The 17,833-nt window shown below is 61.0% G+C and carries 13 protein-coding genes and 1 pseudogene; 13 read left to right on the top strand and 1 reads right to left on the bottom strand.

The window, feature by feature from the left end:
• Window positions 1–86 precede the first annotated feature (86 nt).
• The 6 genes and pseudogenes from KKQ10_RS26260 to KKQ10_RS26240 all read left to right on the top strand — a co-directional run bounded on the left by KKQ10_RS26260 (window position 87) and on the right by KKQ10_RS26240 (window position 7,982).
• On the top strand, window positions 87–2,672 hold the full coding sequence (locus tag KKQ10_RS26260; RefSeq protein WP_215502757.1) for a TonB-dependent receptor: 2,586 nt from the start codon (window positions 87–89) through the stop codon (window positions 2,670–2,672).
• A 113-nt stretch (window positions 2,673–2,785) separates the two neighbouring features.
• Complete coding sequence (locus tag KKQ10_RS26255; protein WP_215502756.1) at window positions 2,786–3,382, top strand: biliverdin-producing heme oxygenase; 597 nt, start codon at window positions 2,786–2,788, stop codon at window positions 3,380–3,382.
• A 153-nt stretch (window positions 3,383–3,535) separates the two neighbouring features.
• A complete protein-coding gene (locus tag KKQ10_RS26250; RefSeq protein WP_215502755.1) occupies window positions 3,536–3,931 on the top strand; it encodes a YbaN family protein in 396 nt (131 codons plus the stop codon).
• A gap of 393 nt (window positions 3,932–4,324) precedes the next feature.
• Window positions 4,325–5,605, top strand: a pseudogene (locus KKQ10_RS28885) (methyl-accepting chemotaxis protein); the annotation flags it as partial.
• A 102-nt stretch (window positions 5,606–5,707) separates the two neighbouring features.
• On the top strand, window positions 5,708–6,463 hold the full coding sequence (locus KKQ10_RS28880; protein WP_414892819.1) for a methyl-accepting chemotaxis protein: 756 nt from the start codon (window positions 5,708–5,710) through the stop codon (window positions 6,461–6,463).
• Between the two features lie 172 nt (window positions 6,464–6,635).
• Window positions 6,636–7,982: a CoA transferase gene (locus tag KKQ10_RS26240; RefSeq protein ID WP_215502753.1), complete on the top strand. Its 1,347-nt coding sequence runs from the start codon at window positions 6,636–6,638 to the stop codon at window positions 7,980–7,982.
• Window positions 7,983–8,097: 115 nt separating this feature from the next.
• On the opposite strand, the gene arcD (KKQ10_RS26235) is transcribed toward KKQ10_RS26240, so the two are convergent.
• The gene (gene arcD, locus KKQ10_RS26235; RefSeq protein WP_215502752.1) at window positions 8,098–9,525 is read right to left on the bottom strand and encodes an arginine-ornithine antiporter; all 1,428 of its coding nucleotides are present in this window, start codon (window positions 9,523–9,525) and stop codon (window positions 8,098–8,100) included.
• A gap of 439 nt (window positions 9,526–9,964) precedes the next feature.
• Here arcD (KKQ10_RS26235) and arcD (KKQ10_RS26230) point away from each other — a divergent pair, with 439 nt between their 5' ends.
• From arcD (KKQ10_RS26230) to gcvH, 7 genes are all read left to right on the top strand, one after another.
• Complete coding sequence (gene arcD / locus KKQ10_RS26230) at window positions 9,965–11,392, top strand: arginine-ornithine antiporter (protein ID WP_127648406.1); 1,428 nt, start codon at window positions 9,965–9,967, stop codon at window positions 11,390–11,392.
• A gap of 34 nt (window positions 11,393–11,426) precedes the next feature.
• Window positions 11,427–12,683: an arginine deiminase gene (gene arcA, locus KKQ10_RS26225; protein ID WP_215502751.1), complete on the top strand. Its 1,257-nt coding sequence runs from the start codon at window positions 11,427–11,429 to the stop codon at window positions 12,681–12,683.
• A gap of 68 nt (window positions 12,684–12,751) precedes the next feature.
• A complete protein-coding gene (locus tag KKQ10_RS26220) occupies window positions 12,752–13,762 on the top strand; it encodes an ornithine carbamoyltransferase (protein ID WP_127648404.1) in 1,011 nt (336 codons plus the stop codon).
• Between the two features lie 150 nt (window positions 13,763–13,912).
• On the top strand, window positions 13,913–14,842 hold the full coding sequence (gene arcC / locus KKQ10_RS26215) for a carbamate kinase (protein WP_215502750.1): 930 nt from the start codon (window positions 13,913–13,915) through the stop codon (window positions 14,840–14,842).
• Between the two features lie 62 nt (window positions 14,843–14,904).
• On the top strand, window positions 14,905–15,267 hold the full coding sequence (locus tag KKQ10_RS26210) for a DUF5064 family protein (RefSeq protein ID WP_127648402.1): 363 nt from the start codon (window positions 14,905–14,907) through the stop codon (window positions 15,265–15,267).
• 211 nt (window positions 15,268–15,478) lie between these two features.
• Window positions 15,479–16,987 (top strand): transcriptional regulator GcsR, encoded by a 1,509-nt coding sequence (gcsR, locus tag KKQ10_RS26205; protein WP_127648401.1) that lies wholly within the window; start codon window positions 15,479–15,481, stop codon window positions 16,985–16,987.
• A gap of 455 nt (window positions 16,988–17,442) precedes the next feature.
• Complete coding sequence (gcvH, locus tag KKQ10_RS26200) at window positions 17,443–17,826, top strand: glycine cleavage system protein GcvH (RefSeq protein ID WP_127648400.1); 384 nt, start codon at window positions 17,443–17,445, stop codon at window positions 17,824–17,826.
• The last annotated feature ends 7 nt before the right edge of the window (window positions 17,827–17,833 follow it).

Genomic DNA, 17,833 nt, shown 5'->3' with positions numbered 1-17,833 from the left:
CGTCTCGTTATAGCCAATGCAATTGATTCGCATCTTCGGAGGCGGATCAGCACCTATAAAGATTCGTGCGACACGGAGCGCTATCGATGTCCTCTCGCCTTACCCGCCAGACTGCTTCCCCTTCCCGCATGTTGTCGTTGCTGACGGCCGCCATCCTGATGGCCGGCACCGCACCGCTGATGGCCGCCACCGAACAACCGGCGCGCAACATGGGTGATTATTCGTTCTCGATCGGCCAGCAACCGCTGGTGTCGGCGCTCAATGCCTTCACCAGCGTGACCGGCTGGCAGGTCGGCTTGCCGGCAGAACTGGGTCAGGGCGTGTCGTCGCCGGGCGTGCGCGGTTCGCTGCCGCCGGAAAAAGCCTTGGAGCGCCTGTTGGTGGGGACCAACCTGAGCTTCCGCAAACTGAGCAACAACAACGTCATGCTGGAGAAGCGCAACACCGGCGGCGCGCTCAATCTGGATCAGGTGACCATCAGCGCCACCCGCCAGGAACAGTCGGTCAACAGCGTGCCGGCCACCGTCACCGTGCAGACTCGCCAGGACCTGGACCGCAACAACGTCAACACCATCAAGGATCTGGTGCGCTACGAGCCGGGCGTGTCCGTCGGCGGCGCCGGTCAGCGCGGCGGTATCAGCGGCTACAACATTCGTGGCATCGACGGCGACCGCATCCTGACCCAGGTTGACGGCGTCGAAGTACCGGATGGTTTCTTCAATGGTCCGTACGCCAAGACCCAGCGCAACTACGTCGACCCGGAAATCGTCAAACGCGTGGAAATCCTTCGCGGCCCGGCCTCGGTGCTGTACGGCAGCAACGCCATCGGCGGCGCGGTCAGCTACTACACCCTCGACCCGGACGACATCATCAAGCCTGGCAAAGACGTCGGCGCCCGCCTGAAAACCGGCTACAGCTCCGCCGATGACAGCTGGCTGAAATCCGCCACCGTCGCCGGCCGCGCCGAGCAGTTCGACGGTTTGCTGCACCTCAGCCAGCGCGACGGCCACGAAACCGATTCCTACGGCAGCAACAACGGCACAGGCCTTGAGCGCACCGCCGCCAACCCGGAAGACGTCAAAGCCACCAACGTACTGGCCAAGATCGGCTGGAACTACAACGACGATTCGCGCCTGGGCCTGACCTACGAAAAGTACAAGGATGATCGCGACACCGACCAGAAAAGCGCCTACGGCGGCCCATACTTCAACGGCGCCCCGACCATCCCCGACAGCATGTTGCCCGGCGGCATGTACCAGTGGCGCACCGGCAACGACACCATCACCCGCGAGCGTTTCGGCCTGGAGCACAGCTTCGCCCTCGACAGCCTGCTGGCCGATAACGTGAAGTGGAGCCTCAATCACCAGATCGCCAAGACCGACCAGAGCACCGAAGAGTTCTACTACCCGATGACCCGTAAAGTGCTGCGCACCCGCGACACGGTCTACGAGGAGAAACAGTGGGTATTCGATGCACAACTGGACAAGGCCTTCGCCCTCGGTGACACCGATCACGTGCTGACCTACGGCACCACGATCAAACAGCAGAAAGTCACCGGTTCGCGCAGCGGCGACGGCAAGTGCCTGGCGGTCGGCCGTGGCTGCAGCGCCATCGGTGCCACCAGCGCAGCCGACGTGCTGAAGAAGTCCAGCGACTTCCCGGACCCGACCATCAACACCTACAGCCTGTTCGCCCAGGATCAGATCAGCTGGAACCAGTGGACTTTCCTGCCGGGCCTGCGCTACGACTACACCCAGCTCAAGCCGCACATCACTCAGGAATTCCTCAACACCGTGGCCGCCGACGGCAACGGCACGGTCAGCGACGAGAACAAGACCTGGCACAAAGTCTCGCCCAAATTCGGCCTGACCTACGCCCTGACCGACCACTACACCTGGTACGGCCAGTACGCCGAAGGTTTCCGCACGCCGACCGCGAAAGCGTTATACGGCCGCTTCGAAAACAGCACCACCGGCTACAACGTGGCGCCAAACCCGAACCTGGAACCGGAAAAAAGCAAAAGCTATGAAACCGGCCTGCGCGGCAACTTCGAGCAAGGCTCGTTCGATGTGGCGGTGTTCTATAACAAGTACCGCGACTTCATCAACGAAGACGCGGTCACCCCGGGTTACGACGAGCTGACCTTCCAGTCGAGCAACATCAAGCACGCGACCATCAAGGGTGCCGAGGTCAAAGGTCGTCTGAACCTGGACACCTTCGGCGCGCCGCAAGGCCTCTACACCCAGGGCTCGATCGCCTACGCCTACGGGCGCAACAACGACAGCGGCGAACCGCTCAACAGCGTCAATCCGCTGACCGGCGTGTTCGGCCTGGGTTACGACCAGGACCACTACGGCGGCCTGCTGAGCTGGACCGTGGTGAAGAAAAAGGACCGCGTCGACGACAGCAACTTCAAGTCGCCAGATGGCGTCAGCAGCCAGTTCAAGACCCCGGGCTTCGGCATTCTCGATCTGGCCGGCTATTACAAAGTCACCGACGACGTCACCGTCAGCGGCGGCATCTACAACCTGACCGACAAGAAGTACTGGCTGTGGGATGACGTGCGCGGTTATGACAGCGTCGGCGAAGCCTCGGTGACGCAACCGGCCAACCTCGATCGCCTGACCCAGCCGGGCCGCAACTTCGCGATCAATCTGGTCTGGGACATCTGATCCGCACGGCCCTGCGGCGCGAGCATCGATAGCGCGTCGCGGGGCTTTTTTTACGGTTCGGCACGTGCCCGTTCGTCTCGTTATCAAGCGCCTCTTTTATTCAAGGACCTCTCATGACCACTTCGGAAAAAGCCCTGCGTTCACAACGCCTGAACCAGATCACCCACGAGCCGCACAGCAAGCTCGACGCCCTGGTCAAGGCTCACGCACCATTCGAAACCCGCGCCAACTTCGCGCGTTTCGTGGTGGCGCAGTACCTGTTCCAGTCGGAACTGGTCGACCTCTATAACAACGCCGAACTGACCGCCATCGTCCCCGACTTGCCGGCCCGTTGCCGCGCGGAAGCGGCCAAGGCTGACCTGGCGGATCTGCACACCGACATCCCGGCACCGGTGGCCGGCGCGCTGAAAAACCCGAGCAAGGCCCGCGCACTGGGCTGGCTGTTCGTCTCCGAAGGTTCGAAGCTGGGCGCGGCGTTCCTGATCAAACGCGCCGTGGCGCTGGAGCTGAGCGACACCTTCGGTGCCCGTCACTTGGGCGAGCCGGAAGGTGGCCGTGCTGAAGGCTGGAAAAGCTTCGTGCGCACCCTCGACTCGCTGCAGTTCACTGCCGAAGAGGAAGCCGAAATCGAGCAAGGCGCGATCGATGCGTTCAACCGCTTCACCGTGCTGCTGGAACAGGCTTACGCCACAGAAGCAGAACCGGCCTGACACAACACAAATCCCCCTGTAGGAGCTGCCGCAGGCTGCGATCTTTCGATATTGAAAACAACATCAAAAGATCGCAGCCTGCGGCAGCTCCTACAGGGGGGCCACGTAAGTCTGTAAGATCTCCATCCCGCTTCAGAAGCAACCGCTGAGTCCATGCCGCAACCAGCCACCTCCAAACTCGCCCGTCTGCTGTTCGGCCTGCTGGCCTACGTCAGCCTCGGCATCGGCCTGATTGCCATCGTCGTGCCCGGCTTGCCGACCACCGAGTTCATCCTGCTCGCCGCCTGGGCCGCGACCCGCAGCTCGCCGCGCCTGAGTGCCTGGCTGGAAAACCATCGGCTGTTCGGGCCGATCCTGAGCAACTGGCGCAATGGCAAGATCATCGCGCGCAAGGCCAAGGTCAGCGCCACAATCAGCATGCTGCTGTGCGCGACGCTGATGCTGGTGATGCTCGATCACGGCTGGCCGGTGTACCTGGCGATTGCCGGCATGACCCTGGGCAACCTGTGGATCTGGTCACGCCCCGAAGCCCTCCCGGAATCTGTCTGACCGCACGCTATTTAAGGTGAATGGCTTTTGTGGCGAGGGGGCTTGCCCCCGTTCGGCTGCGCAGCAGACGCAAAATCCTTGAACGCGGTTTTCCTGAAAATACTCGCTTACAGGTTCTGGGGCCGCTTTGCGCCCCAACGGGGGCAAGCCCCCTCACCACAAAAGGCCCTGCCACATCGGCACGTTTCAGCAGCGACTCCACACTGAAACTTCCCTGTAATTAATCGCCTTTTCAGCACAATCCCCTGCGCAAACGTTTAGCGCTGACCGTTCGTCGGTAATCGCCTCATGCGCCCTCGCCCGGCGCCGATGAGCATTGAATGGCGCTGAATGGATTTGGCGAACCGGTAACTCCGCCCGGGCCACCTGCTCATTCATTCACGAGATCGCCCCATGTTCGACTCTCTCTCCATTCGCCTGAAAATCGTCCTGCTCTCCGGTCTGTGTCTGCTCGGTGTGGTCGCGCTGATCGTCGGCATGAACATTTACCAGACCAACCAGAACGACGACCTGGTCAACGACTCCAGCAGCAAGATGCTCACCGCCAGTGTGCAGAACCTGTTGCTGGCCAAGGCTGGCGAGCAAGCGGTGCGGGTGCAGAAGACTTTTGGCGAGAGCCTGACGGTGATCACCGCCCTGGCCGACCAGATCAAAGACATGCGTGTGATGGCCGCCAAGCGCTCGCTGGACGCCGGCGCCCTGCGTGAGGAGTTGAACCTGAGCCTGAAAACCGCGTTCGAGCGCAACGACAAGGTGCTCGGCATCTGGCTCGCCTTCGAACCCAACGGCCTCGATGGCAAGGACAGCGAGTTCGTCAGCGACGCCGCGCACCAGTCCAACGAAGCCGGGCGTTTTGCGACCTACTGGAGCCGCGCTGCCGGTTCCGCGCTGAACACGATCATGGTCGAAGAAGACATGACCAAGACCACCCTCAGTGTCAGCGGCACACCGTACAACAGCTGGTACACCTGCCCTCGCGACAGCAAGCGCACCTGCCTGCTCGACCCGTACGCCGACACCGTGGGCGGCAAGGAAATGTTGATGACCACCATTTCCGTGCCGCTGATCGTCGACGGCAAGGCCATCGGCGTGGTCGGGGTCGACATTGCCCTCGATGCCCTGCAAGCGGCGGCCGTGGAGTCCCAGCGTAATCTGTTCAACAACGCCGGGCACATGCTGATCGTCTCCGGCAGCGGCGTGCTCGGTGCCGACAGTTCCGACGCGAGCAAGGTCGGTAAAAAGATCAGCGACACCCTCGGCGCCGACGGCAAGGACCTGCTGCAACTGGTCAGCAGCGGCACACCGAAGATTCTCGAACAGGGCGACCTGATTCGCGCCGTGTACCCGGTCGATCCGATTGGCAACTCGCGGGCCTGGGGCGTGATCATCGACCTGCCGAAACAGGTGCTGCTGGCCGACTCGGTCAAGCTGCAAGCGGTGCTCGACGATGCCCAGAAAACCGGCGTGATCACTGCGCTGCTGGTGGCGGTCGTCGCCGGCCTGGTTGGCCTGCTGCTGATCTGGCTCACCGCGTCGGGCGTGACCCGGCCGATCAACAGCGTCGCCGACATGCTGAAGAACATCGCCAGCGGTGAAGGCGATCTGACCCAGCGCCTGAACTACAGCAAGCAGGATGAACTGGGCGAACTGGTGAACTGGTTCAACCGCTTCCTCGACAAGCTGCAACCGACCATTGCGCAGATCAAGCAGAGCATCACCGAGGCCCGTGGCACCGCCGACCAGTCTTCGGAAATCGCCCGCCAGACCAGTGAAGGCATGCAGGTGCAGTTCCGCGAGATCGATCAGGTCGCCACCGCGTCCAACGAAATGAGCGCCACCGCCCACGACGTTGCCAACAGCGCCTCGAACGCGGCCAACGCCGCCAAGGGTGCCGATCAGTCGGCCAAGGACGGCATGTCGATCATCGAGCGCAGCACCCGCGACATCAATCAACTGGCCGATGAAGTCAGCAAAGCAGTGACCGAAGTCGAAGCGCTGGCGGTCAACAGTGAGCAAATCGGCTCGGTGCTGGAAGTGATCCGCAGCATCGCCGAACAGACCAACCTGCTGGCGCTCAACGCTGCCATCGAAGCGGCTCGCGCCGGTGAAAGCGGCCGTGGTTTTGCGGTGGTGGCCGATGAAGTGCGCAACCTCGCCAGGCGCACCCAGGATTCGGTAGAGGAAATCCGCATCGTGATCGAGCGCATCCAGACCGGCACCCGTGGCGTGGTCGCGACCATGCATTCGAGCCAGACTCAGGCGCACAACAACGCCGGGCAGATCCGTCAGGCGGTGGATGCGCTGGGCAAGATCAGCGATGCCGTCACAGTGATCAGCGACATGAACCTGCAAATCGCCAGCGCCGCCGAACAACAGAGCGCGGTGGCCGAAGAGGTCAACCGCAACGTCTCGGCGATTCGCACCGTGACGGAAACGCTGACTGAGCAGGCCACTGAATCGGCGGCGATCAGCAGCCAGCTCAATGCCCTGGCGAGCCAGCAGATGAAGCTGATGGATCAGTTCCGCGTGTAACGCCACACATTTCCCCTGTAGGAGTGAGCCTGCTCGCGATAGCGGTGAGTCAGTTAACAGATGCATCAACTGATACGACGCAATCGCGAGCAGGCTCACTCCTACAATTGAATTTCATCTAGCCCAGGATTTTTTTTGCACTATCATCGCCCTCTCTCCCGGAGGGCCTTCGATGACTGATTTACTCACGTCCATTCAAGCCGCACTCGGCTTGTCGCGCACGCCGATTCCGTTTACCGCCCGTGGCGCCCTGCCCTCGGCGTTCGCCGTCACCGACCTGGCCTGTGCCAGCATCGGCACTGCCGGTCAGGCCGTCGCCGAACTGCTCCAGCAACACACCCAACACCTGCCCGCCGTGGAAGTTGATCGAAGACTGGCCTCGTTCTGGTTCGCCACTTCGTTACGTCCGATGGGCTGGGAAGTCCCGCCGCTGTGGGATCCGGTGGCCGGCGACTACGCGACCCGGGACGGCTGGATCCGCCTGCACACCAACGCCCCGCATCACCGCGCCGCCGCCGAACGCGTGCTGGGTGCCTGCGCCGACCGTGCCGCGATGGCGGCGAAAGTCGCGCAATGGAGCAGTACCGAGCTGGAGCAAGCGGTGGTCGAGGCCAAGGGTTGCGCCGCGCAAATGCGCGGTTGGGCGCAGTGGCAGCAGCATCCGCAGGGGCTGGCGGTGAATGCCGAACCGCTGGTGCATTTCATCGATTCACACGATGAACACGCCAACACGTGGCAAGGCTCAGTGGCGCAACCGCTGGCCGGAATCAAGGTGCTGGACCTGACCCGCGTGCTCGCCGGCCCCACCGCCAGCCGCTTTCTCGCGGGCCTGGGGGCCGATGTGCTGCGCATCGATCCACCGACCTGGAACGAGCCGGGCGTGGTGCCGGAAGTCACCCTCGGCAAACGCTGCGCGCGGCTGGACCTGCAGCAACCGGCTGATCGTGCAGTGTTTGAAAACCTGTTGAAAGACGCCGACATCCTGCTGCACGGCTACCGCGCCGATGCGCTGGAACACCTCGGCTTCGGCACCGACCGCCGCCGACAGCTGGCCCCGGGGCTGATCGACGTCTGCCTCAACGCCTACGGCTGGAGCGGCCCGTGGCAGAACCGCCGTGGCTTCGACAGCCTGGTGCAGATGAGCAGCGGCATCGCCGAAGCCGGGCAGCGCTGGAAGCACGCCGACAAACCCACGCCGCTGCCGGTGCAGGCGCTGGACCATGCAACCGGTTATCTGATGGCGGCGAGTGCGATCAAATTGCTCACCGAACGTTTGCGCAGCGGTCGCGGCGGTTCAGCACGCTTGTCGCTGGCGCGCACCGCCAAGCTGTTGATCGAGCACGGACCGGGAACGAACGAAGCGTTGCGCGCCGAGGATAAACAGGATCAAGACTCGCGGGTGGAGCAGACACCGTGGGGGCCGGCGCATCGCTTGCTGGCGCCGGTGAAGATCAGCGGGACGCCGCTGCAGTGGGCGTTGCCAGCCACAGAATTGGGTTCACATCGAGCGCAGTGGTGACTTTCTAACCGCTTTCGCGAGCAGGCTCGCTCCCCCTTGAAATCCGTTCCCTGTGGGAGCGAGCTTGCTCGCGAAGAGGCCCGCACCGACACCACCGATTCCAGAATCAATCCACCTACAACGACAACACCCCGCTGTACAAACCATACGCCGCCAACCCCGCGCCAATGATCACGCAGGTGAAAATCACCTTCTCGACATGGGTGAACAGCGGCTCACCCTGCTCATGCTTGGCCTTGGCGAACAGCACCACACCCGGCGCATACAACAACGCCGACAGCAGCAGATATTTCACCCCGCCGGCATACAACAGCCACACCGCGTAACACAGGGCGATGCCGCCGATCAGCAGGTCCTTGGTGCGCTCGGCCGAGGCGTGTTCATAGGTTTCGCCGCGACCGCTGAGCAACACCGCGTACGCCGCCGACCACAGGTACGGCACCAGAATCATCGACGACGCGAGGTAGATCAGGCTGGTGTAGGTGCCGGCGGAAAACAGTGTGATCAGCAGGAAAATCTGGATCATCACGTTGGTCAGCCACAGCGCATTGACCGGCACATGGTTGGCGTTTTCCTTTTTCAGGAACGCCGGCATGGTCTTGTCTCGGGCCGTGGCAAACAGGATTTCGGCGCACAGCAGCGCCCATGACAGCAACGCGCCGAGCAGGGAAACTGCCAGACCGAGGCTGATCAGCAACGCGCCCCACGGCCCGACGATGTGTTCCAGCACCGCCGCCAGCGACGGGTTCTGCAGGGTCGCCAGCTCTGGCTGGCTCATGATCCCCAGCGACAGCACGTTGACCAGCACCAGCAGCGCCAGCACGCCGATGAAACCGATCACCGTGGCGCGGCCGACATCGGTGCGTTTCTCCGCCCGCGCCGAGTACACGCTGGCCCCCTCGATGCCGATGAACACGAACACCGTCACCAGCATCATGTTACGCACCTGATCCATCACCCCGCCGAAGCTCGGGTTGCTGTGGCCCCAGATGTCGCGAGTGAAGATGTCGGCCTTGAACGCCACCGCCGCAATGACGATGAACATGATCAGCGGCACGATCTTGGCGACCGTGGTCACCTGATTGATGAACGCCGCCTCCTTGATCCCGCGCATCACCAGAAAGTGCACGGCCCATAGCAACAGCGACGCACAACCGATGGCGACCGGCGTGTTGCCCTCGCCGAACACTGGAAAGAAGTAACCGAGGGTACTGAACAGCAAAACGAAATAACCGACGTTGCCCAACCAGGCACTGATCCAGTAACCCCAGGCGGACGAGAAGCCCATGTAGTCGCCGAATCCGGCCTTGGCGTAGGCGTAGACGCCGGAGTCCAACTCGGGTTTGCGGTTGGCCAGGGTCTGGAACACGAAGGCCAGGGTCAACATGCCGATGGCCGTGATGCCCCAGCCGATCAGGATCGCCCCGGCATCGGCGCGGGCCGCCATGTTCTGCGGCAGGGAAAAAATCCCCCCGCCAATCATCGAACCCACCACCAGGGCGATCAACGCACCCAGTTGCAGCTTTTGCGTCGGTTGCGACATTCCAGTCTCCCTTTCCCTGTCGGCGGCGAGCGCCTGCAAATATCAGGTATTAACTAAACGGATAAAGCGTAAGTACGTTTATTGAATAACGCCAATTAGCGCCTCTTATATATAGCCAACGACGCTAACGCCTATCACGGCTAGTCGCTTTTGTGCGCGAATACTGGTTATTCGATTCTGTACTGAAAACAGATGTGGAAAATTTGCCAAAAGCTGAAAACCAACTAGCGTGATAACTCGAAAGCAATAGGAGCAATTCCCAACCACACCTGCCAGAGCCTCTGGAACAGACCTCTTCAGGCAGCCGCTTTATGCCATCAGCTTTTTCATAAGTCATTCATTAACAATGGAATGTGGCCATGTACTGATCTAAGTCAGATGTTTGAACAGACAACAGCACTAGGCTGTGAACTCTTCTCTCCTGCAATGGAGTCATGCAATGTCTGAAGCTCCCGTAAAACTACGACTCGGTGCACTGGTTGCATTGGTAGTCGGTTCAATGATCGGTGGCGGGATATTCTCTTTGCCACAAAACATGGCCGCCAGCGCCGATGTCGGCGCGGTACTGATTGGTTGGGCCATCACCGCTGTCGGCATGCTCACCCTCGCTTTTGTCTTTCAAACCCTAGCCAATCGCAAGCCTGACCTGGACGGCGGTGTCTACGCTTACGCCAAGGCCGGTTTCGGCGATTACATGGGTTTCTCGTCCGCCTGGGGTTACTGGATCAGTGCCTGGCTGGGCAACGTCGGCTACTTTGTTCTCTTGTTCAGCACCCTCGGCTATTTCTTTCCGATTTTCGGCGAAGGCAACACAGTGGCGGCGGTCATCGGCGCTTCTGTCCTGTTGTGGGCCGTGCATTTCCTGGTGCTTCGCGGGATCAAGGAAGCAGCGTTCATCAACCTGGTGACCACCGTCGCCAAGGTCGTGCCGCTGTTGCTGTTCGTCCTGATCGCGATCTTCGCATTCAAACTGGACATCTTCACGGCTGACATCTGGGGCTTGAAAAATCCCGATCTGGGCAGCGTGATGAACCAGGTGCGCAACATGATGCTCGTCACCGTGTGGGTGTTCATCGGCATCGAGGGCGCAAGCATCTTCTCGGCGCGGGCGGAGAAACGTTCCGACGTGGGTAAAGCCACCGTGATCGGCTTCATCACCGTGCTGCTGTTCCTGGTACTGGTGAACGTGCTGTCGCTGGGCATCATGACTCAGCCTGAACTGGCCAAATTGCAGAACCCGTCGATGGCGGCCGTGCTCGAGCACGTGGTCGGGCACTGGGGCGCGGTGCTGATCAGCGTCGGCCTGGTCATCTCGCTGCTGGGCGCGCTGCTGTCGTGGGTGCTGCTGTGCGCGGAGATCATGTTCGCCGCCGCCAAGGACCACACCATGCCGGAGTTCCTGCGCCGCGAGAACGCCAACCAAGTGCCGGCCAACGCCCTGTGGCTGACCAACGCGATGGTGCAGCTGTTCCTGATCATCACCCTGTTCTCGGCCAGCACTTACCTGTCGCTGATCTACCTCGCCACCTCGATGATTCTGGTGCCGTACCTGTGGTCGGCGGCCTACGCCCTGCTGCTGGCGGTGCGCGGCGAAACCTACGAAGGCTTCGCGGCCGAGCGGCGCAAGGATCTGATCATCGGCGGTATCGCCCTGGTCTACGCGGTCTGGCTGCTGTACGCCGGCGGCGTCAAGTACCTGCTGCTCTCGGCCCTGCTGTATGCCCCCGGCGCAATCCTGTTCGCCAAGGCCAAGCTCGAACTCAAACAAGCGGTTTTCACTAACGTCGAGAAGCTGATTTTTGCCGCGGTGATCGTCGGTGCCCTGGTGGCAGCCTACGGTCTCTACGACGGCTTCCTGACTCTGTAATTGCCCACCGTTTTATCTCTGGAGGATCACTGCAATGACCACGGAAAAAGTTAAGTACGGCGTCCATTCCGAAGCCGGCAAACTGCGCAAAGTCATGGTTTGCTCCCCAGGTCTGGCCCACCAGCGGCTGACCCCGAACAACTGCGATGAACTGCTGTTCGACGACGTGCTGTGGGTCGCCCAGGCCAAGCGCGACCACTTCGACTTCGTGACCAAGATGCGTGAGCGCGGGATCGACGTGCTGGAAATGCACAACCTGCTGACCGACATCGTCGCCATCCCTGAAGCGCTGGACTGGATTCTTGATCGCAAGGTCACCGCCGACTCGGTGGGCCTGGGCCTGATCAGCGAAGTCAAATCCTGGCTGAAAAGCCTTGAGCCGCGACACATCGCCGAGTTCCTGATTGGCGGCGTGTCTGCCGATGACCTGCCGGACAGCTTCGGTGGCAAAACCATCCAGATGTTCCGCGACTTCCTCGGCCACTCCAGCTTCATTCTGCCGCCGCTGCCAAACACCCAGTTCACCCGCGACACCACCTGCTGGATCTACGGCGGCGTGACGCTCAACCCGATGTACTGGCCGGCGCGCCGTCAGGAAACCCTGCTGGCCACCGCCATCTACAAATTCCACCCGCAGTTCACCAACGCCGATTTCGAGATCTGGTACGGCGACCCGGACAAGGATCACGGCAGCTCCACCCTTGAGGGCGGCGACGTGATGCCGATCGGCAACGGCGTGGTGTTGATCGGCATGGGCGAGCGTTCTTCTCGCCAGGCCATCGGCCAACTGGCGCTGAACCTGTTCAAGAACAAAGCCGTGGAAAAAGTCATCGTCGCAGGCCTGCCGAAGTCCCGTGCGGCGATGCACCTGGACACCGTGTTCAGCTTCTGCGACCGCGACCTGGTGACGATCTTCCCGGAAGTAGTGAACCAGATCGTCGCGTTTACCCTGCGCCCTGACGAAAGCAAACAGGGCGGCATCGACATTCGCCGCGAAGAAACCACCTTCCTCGACACCGTGGCCAAAGCCCTCAACCTGCCGAAGCTGCGCGTGGTGGAAACCGGCGGCAACAGCTTCGCCGCCGAACGCGAACAATGGGACGACGGCAACAACGTGGTGGCCGTGGAGCCGGGCGTGGTCATCGGCTACGACCGCAACACCTACACCAACACCTTGCTACGCAAGGCGGGCGTGGAGGTCATCACCATTAGCGCCGGCGAACTCGGGCGCGGCCGTGGCGGTGGCCACTGCATGACCTGCCCGATCATCCGCGACCCGATCGATTACTAATCTTTGAGCCTTGGCCGCGACTTATCGAGCGCGGCCAAGGGGATAACCGAAACCCAAGGAGATCCATCATGGCTTTTAACATGCGCAACCGCAGTTTGCTGAGCTTGATGCACCACACCACTCGCGAACTCAACTATCTGATCGACCTGTCCCGCGACCTCAAACGCGCCAAGTACAGCGGTACCGAGCGTCCGCACCTGCAAGGCAAGAACATCGCGCTGATCTTCGAAAAAACTTCGACCCGCACCCGTTGCGCCTTCGAAGTCGCGGCGCACGACCAAGGCGCTCACGTCACCTACATTGACCCGGTGTCCTCGCAGATCGGCCACAAAGAAAGCATGAAAGACACCGCCCGCGTGCTCGGCCGGATGTTTGATGCCATTGAGTACCGTGGCTTCGAACAGGAAATCGTCGAAGAGCTGGCCAAGTTCGCCGGGGTGCCGGTGTTCAACGGTCTGACCGCCGAATTCCACCCGACACAAATGATCGCCGACGTACTGACCATGCGTGAGCACAGCGACAAACCGATGCACGACATCAGCTACGCCTACCTCGGCGACGCCCGCTACAACATGGGCAACTCGCTGCTGATGATCGGCGCCAAACTCGGCATGGACGTACGCATCGCTGCACCGAAAGCGCTGTGGCCGCACGCTGACTTCATCGCGCAGTGCAAAGAATTCGCCGAAGAAAGCGGCGCACGCATCACCATTACCGAAGACCCGAAAGAAGCGGTCAAAGGCGTGGACTTCATTCACACCGACATCTGGGTATCGATGGGTGAGCCGGTCGAAGCGTGGGACGAGCGTATCGAGCAACTGCTGCCGTACCAGGTCAACAGCAAAATGATGAAAGCCTCCGGCAACCCTCGCGTGAAATTCATGCACTGCCTGCCGGCGTTCCATAACAGCGAAACCAAGGTCGGCAAAGACATTGCCGCGCGCTATCCGCACTTGGCCAACGGCGTCGAAGTGACAGAGGACGTGTTCGAATCCCCGGCCAACATCGCCTTCGAACAAGCGGAAAACCGCATGCACACCATCAAGGCGATTCTGGTGTCGGCACTGGCTGATCTGTAACTCGCTGATCGGGACTTCCTGATCAACCATTGACCTGTAGGAGCTGCCGAAGGCTGCGATCTGTTGATCTTGATCTGCATACAGCAAAGTCAAAAGATCGCAGCCTTCGGCGGCTCCTACAGGGTCATCGAACTCTGAAAGGATTGCACCATGCGTATCGTCGTAGCTCTGGGCGGTAACGCCCTGCTCCGCCGTGGCGAACCGATGACCGCTGACAACCAGCGCGCCAACATCCGCATCGCCACCGAGCAAATCGCCAAGATCCACCCCGGCAACCAATTGGTCATCGCCCACGGCAATGGCCCGCAAGTCGGCCTGCTGTCGCTGCAAGCGGCCGCTTATACCTCTGTCACCCCTTACCCGCTGGACGTGCTCGGTGCCGAAACCGAAGGCATGATCGGCTACATCATCGAACAGGAACTGGGCAACCTGCTGGACTTCGAGGTGCCGTTCGCCACCCTGCTGACTCAGGTTGAAGTCGACGCCAAGGACCCGGCGTTCCAGAAGCCGAGCAAACCGATCGGCCCGGTCTACGACAAAGCCGAAGCGGAAAAACTCGCCGCCGAAAAAGGCTGGGTCATCGCTCCGGACGGCGACAAGTTCCGCCGTGTGGTCGCCAGTCCACGGCCAAAACGCATCTTCGAAATCCGCCCGATCAAGTGGCTGCTGGACAAGGGCAGCATCGTTATCTGCGCCGGTGGCGGCGGGATTCCGACCCTGTACGACGAAAACCGCAACCTCAAGGGCATCGAGGCGGTGATCGACAAGGACCTGTGCTCGTCGCTGTTGGCCGAACAGCTGGAAGCCGACTTGCTGGTGATCGCCACCGACGTCAACGCAGCGTTCATCGACTACGGCAAACCGACGCAGAAAGCCATCGCCGAGGCGCATCCGGATGAACTGGAACGTCTGGGTTTTGCCGCCGGTTCCATGGGACCGAAGGTGCAGGCAGCCTGCGAATTCGCGCGCCATACTGGCAAGGTTGCGGTGATCGGCTCGCTCGCGGACATCGAAGCGATTGTCCAGGGCACCGCCGGTACTCGCGTCAGCACGGCGAAGCCGGGCATCAGTTATCGATAAATAGAAACTCCGGGGGCAGACCCAGGGTCTGCCCTTCTCCCATGCCTTGAAAGGAGAAACCCATGGCCCAATTCGAACCCGGTCGCCTGCACATCGAGCGACATGCTTTGACGCCGGATGATGTCAGTTACAACGTGCACCTCGACTATGAGTTGTTCACCGATCCGCAAAAAGGCAAAGGCATACAGTTCACGATGCATGGCAGCCTTCAGGGAAAGGATATGAAAGAGACCTTCTTCCTGCCCAAGGAAGAGGCCTACAACTTTGCCAACAACGTGACGCGGATCGCCGAGAAGTACGGCATCCCCAGGACCCACAGCCAGATCGGCTCGGTACACAAGCATTACGATCTGATGTTTGAAGACATCCGTAAGCAGCTCGATATGAAATCCGGCGACTCGGTCAATCTCGAGCACTTCGAATAACCCTCAATGTTTCACACTCCCTGTAGGAGTGAGCCTGCTCGCGATAGTGGAGTATCAGTCGACATCGTTGTTATCTGACACACCGCTATCGCGAGCAGGCTCGCTCCTACAAGGGTTCAGTGTGGCCCTGAAATCTTGCGTCGGATTTCACCATTGCCCCGCCCCAAGGCATACTTGCCACCCTCCGCATCCCAGAACACTGAACCGCCCCATGCGTATCCACGTCAGCTTCATCGACCGCGTCGGCATCACCCAGGAAGTCCTGGCTATCCTCGGTGGGCGCAACCTCAATCTGGATGCGGTGGAGATGATCCCGCCCAACGTCTACATCGACGCCCCGACCTTGAGCCCGCAAGTGCTCGAAGAACTCAAGGATGCGCTGTTTCGCGTGCGCGGTGTAGAAGCGGTGACCGTGGTCGACATCCTCCCCGGCCAGCGTCAGCACTTGCAGCTCGATGCGTTGCTCGCGGCGATGACCGATCCGGTACTGGCACTGGACAGCGCCGGCAAGGTGCTGCTGGCCAACCCGGCCTTGATCGCGCTGTACGGTCGTGAGCCGGCGGGCGAAAGCGTTGCGCAATTGTTCAACGATCCCGGCCTGCTGGACACCCTGCTCGAACAGGGCTTCCGCCTGCCGCTGCGGGAAATCACCGTCAACGGCCAGACCCTGTTGCTCGACGCTACACCGATCACCGACGCCGGCGCGCTGCTGACCCTGTATCAGCCGAATCGCATTGGCGAACAACTGTCGGCGCTGCACCACGACCACGCCGAAGGCTTCGATGCGCTGCTCGGCGAATCCCCGGCGATCCGCACCCTCAAGGCCCGCGCGCAACGGGTCGCGGCCCTTGATGCGCCACTGCTGATTCAGGGCGAAACCGGCACTGGTAAAGAACTGGTGGCCCGTGCCTGCCACGCAATCAGTGCGCGGTACAGTGCACCGTTCCTGGCGCTGAACTGCGCGGCCCTGCCGGAAAACCTCGCCGAAAGCGAACTGTTCGGCTACGCCCCCGGCGCCTTCACAGGCGCGGCACGCGGTGGCAAACCGGGGCTGATGGAACTGGCTAACCAGGGCACGGTGTTTCTCGACGAAATCGGCGAGATGTCGCCGTACTTGCAGGCCAAGTTATTGCGCTTTCTGAATGACGGCAGTTTCCGTCGGGTCGGCGGTGATCGCGAGGTGAAGGTCAACGTGCGGATCCTTAGCGCGACCCACCGCGATCTGGAAAAAATGGTCAGCGAAGGCCTGTTCCGCGAAGACCTGTTCTACCGCCTCAACGTGCTCAACGTTGAAGTGCCACCGCTGCGCGAGCGCGGTCAGGACATCCTGCTGCTGGCGCGCTACTTCATGCAGCAGGCCTGCGCGCAGATCCAGCGCCCGGTCTGCCGCCTCGCCCCCGGCACCTATCCGGCGCTGCTCGGCAACCGCTGGCCGGGCAATGTGCGGCAACTGCAAAACGTGATCTTCCGCGCCGCTGCGATCTGCGAAAGCAGCCTGGTCGACATCGGCGACCTGGACATCGCCGGCACCTCCGTGGCGCGCCAGGCTGACAGCGACGTCGACAGCCTCGAACAAGCCGTGGAAGCGTTCGAGAAATCGTTGCTGGAAAAGCTCTACGTCAGCTACCCCTCGACTCGGCAACTGGCCAGCCGTCTGCAAACCTCGCACACCGCGATTGCCCATCGCCTGCGCAAATACGGCATCCCCAACAAGCCCTGAGCCACTACAAATCCCCGAACTCTCCCGATCTCCTGTAGGAGCTGCCGAAGGCTGCGATCTTTTGATCTTGATCGAAAAAACAAAATCACAAGATCGCAGCCTTCGGCAGCTCCTACAGTCCTGGTTTGCAGTTCAGACACTTCATTGCCCGTTGTAAAAACGACCTCCATCTGTACTGAAAGCGCTACAGCGGAACGATATCGCTACACTCATCTCCGATCACCGCTGTGCAAGGCTTTGATCCGCTTCAGCTTTTTTCCCTGCCCCGATCTGTAGCGATTTCGCTACACCCATGCAATTTGCGCCATCTCCAAAAAACATCTATCTAATTGATTTATAAAGAAAAATACAAGATGGCCGCGTTCTTGCTAAGTAACCGCTCATAAAATCAGGGCTTTCCCGCCCGAGTCTTCCATCGCGTCCACCAGACGAGTCTGGCCCCCTTAGGAGTTTCCATGAGCGAGTTGCGTTTTACTGAAGATCACGAATGGCTGCGCACCGAAGCTGACGGCAGCGTTACTGTCGGCATCACCGCTTTCGCGCAGAACGCCCTGGGCGACGTGGTGTTCGTGCAACTGCCTGAACTGCAGGCTTACGAAAAAGGCGCTGAAGCCGCCACCGTGGAATCGGTGAAAGCCGCCAGCGGCGTGTACATGCCACTGGACGGCGACGTGCTGGAAGTCAACCCGGCACTGGAAAACGCCCCGGAACTGGTCAACGAAGATCCGCTGGGTGAAGGCTGGTTCTTCCGCTTCAAGCCAACCGACGCATCGGCTGTGGCGAAACTGCTGGATCAGGACGCCTACGACCGTCTGATCAAAGCCAACGCCGAAGCCTGAGGAGTAG

It is taken from the genome of Pseudomonas sp. MG-9, assembly GCF_018729515.1.
GTDB classification, from domain to species: Bacteria; Pseudomonadota; Gammaproteobacteria; order Pseudomonadales; family Pseudomonadaceae; genus Aquipseudomonas; species Aquipseudomonas serboccidentalis.
This window is presented reverse-complemented; position numbering and strand designations above follow the sequence as displayed.

Bases quoted from the DNA above. Each gene is read 5' to 3' on its own strand.
- KKQ10_RS26260 (WP_215502757.1), top strand. From the start codon at position 87: ATGTCCTCTCGCCTTACCCGCCAGACTGCTTCCCCTTCCCGCATGTTG.
- KKQ10_RS26255 (WP_215502756.1), top strand. From the start codon at position 2,786: ATGACCACTTCGGAAAAAGCCCTGCGTTCACAACGCCTGAACCAGATC.
- KKQ10_RS26250 (WP_215502755.1), top strand. From the start codon at position 3,536: ATGCCGCAACCAGCCACCTCCAAACTCGCCCGTCTGCTGTTCGGCCTG.
- KKQ10_RS28880 (WP_414892819.1), top strand. From the start codon at position 5,708: ATGCAGGTGCAGTTCCGCGAGATCGATCAGGTCGCCACCGCGTCCAAC.
- KKQ10_RS26240 (WP_215502753.1), top strand. From the start codon at position 6,636: ATGACTGATTTACTCACGTCCATTCAAGCCGCACTCGGCTTGTCGCGC.
- arcD (WP_215502752.1), bottom strand. From the start codon at position 9,525: ATGTCGCAACCGACGCAAAAGCTGCAACTGGGTGCGTTGATCGCCCTG.
- arcD (WP_127648406.1), top strand. From the start codon at position 9,965: ATGTCTGAAGCTCCCGTAAAACTACGACTCGGTGCACTGGTTGCATTG.
- arcA (WP_215502751.1), top strand. From the start codon at position 11,427: ATGACCACGGAAAAAGTTAAGTACGGCGTCCATTCCGAAGCCGGCAAA.
- KKQ10_RS26220 (WP_127648404.1), top strand. From the start codon at position 12,752: ATGGCTTTTAACATGCGCAACCGCAGTTTGCTGAGCTTGATGCACCAC.
- arcC (WP_215502750.1), top strand. From the start codon at position 13,913: ATGCGTATCGTCGTAGCTCTGGGCGGTAACGCCCTGCTCCGCCGTGGC.
- KKQ10_RS26210 (WP_127648402.1), top strand. From the start codon at position 14,905: ATGGCCCAATTCGAACCCGGTCGCCTGCACATCGAGCGACATGCTTTG.
- gcsR (WP_127648401.1), top strand. From the start codon at position 15,479: ATGCGTATCCACGTCAGCTTCATCGACCGCGTCGGCATCACCCAGGAA.
- gcvH (WP_127648400.1), top strand. From the start codon at position 17,443: ATGAGCGAGTTGCGTTTTACTGAAGATCACGAATGGCTGCGCACCGAA.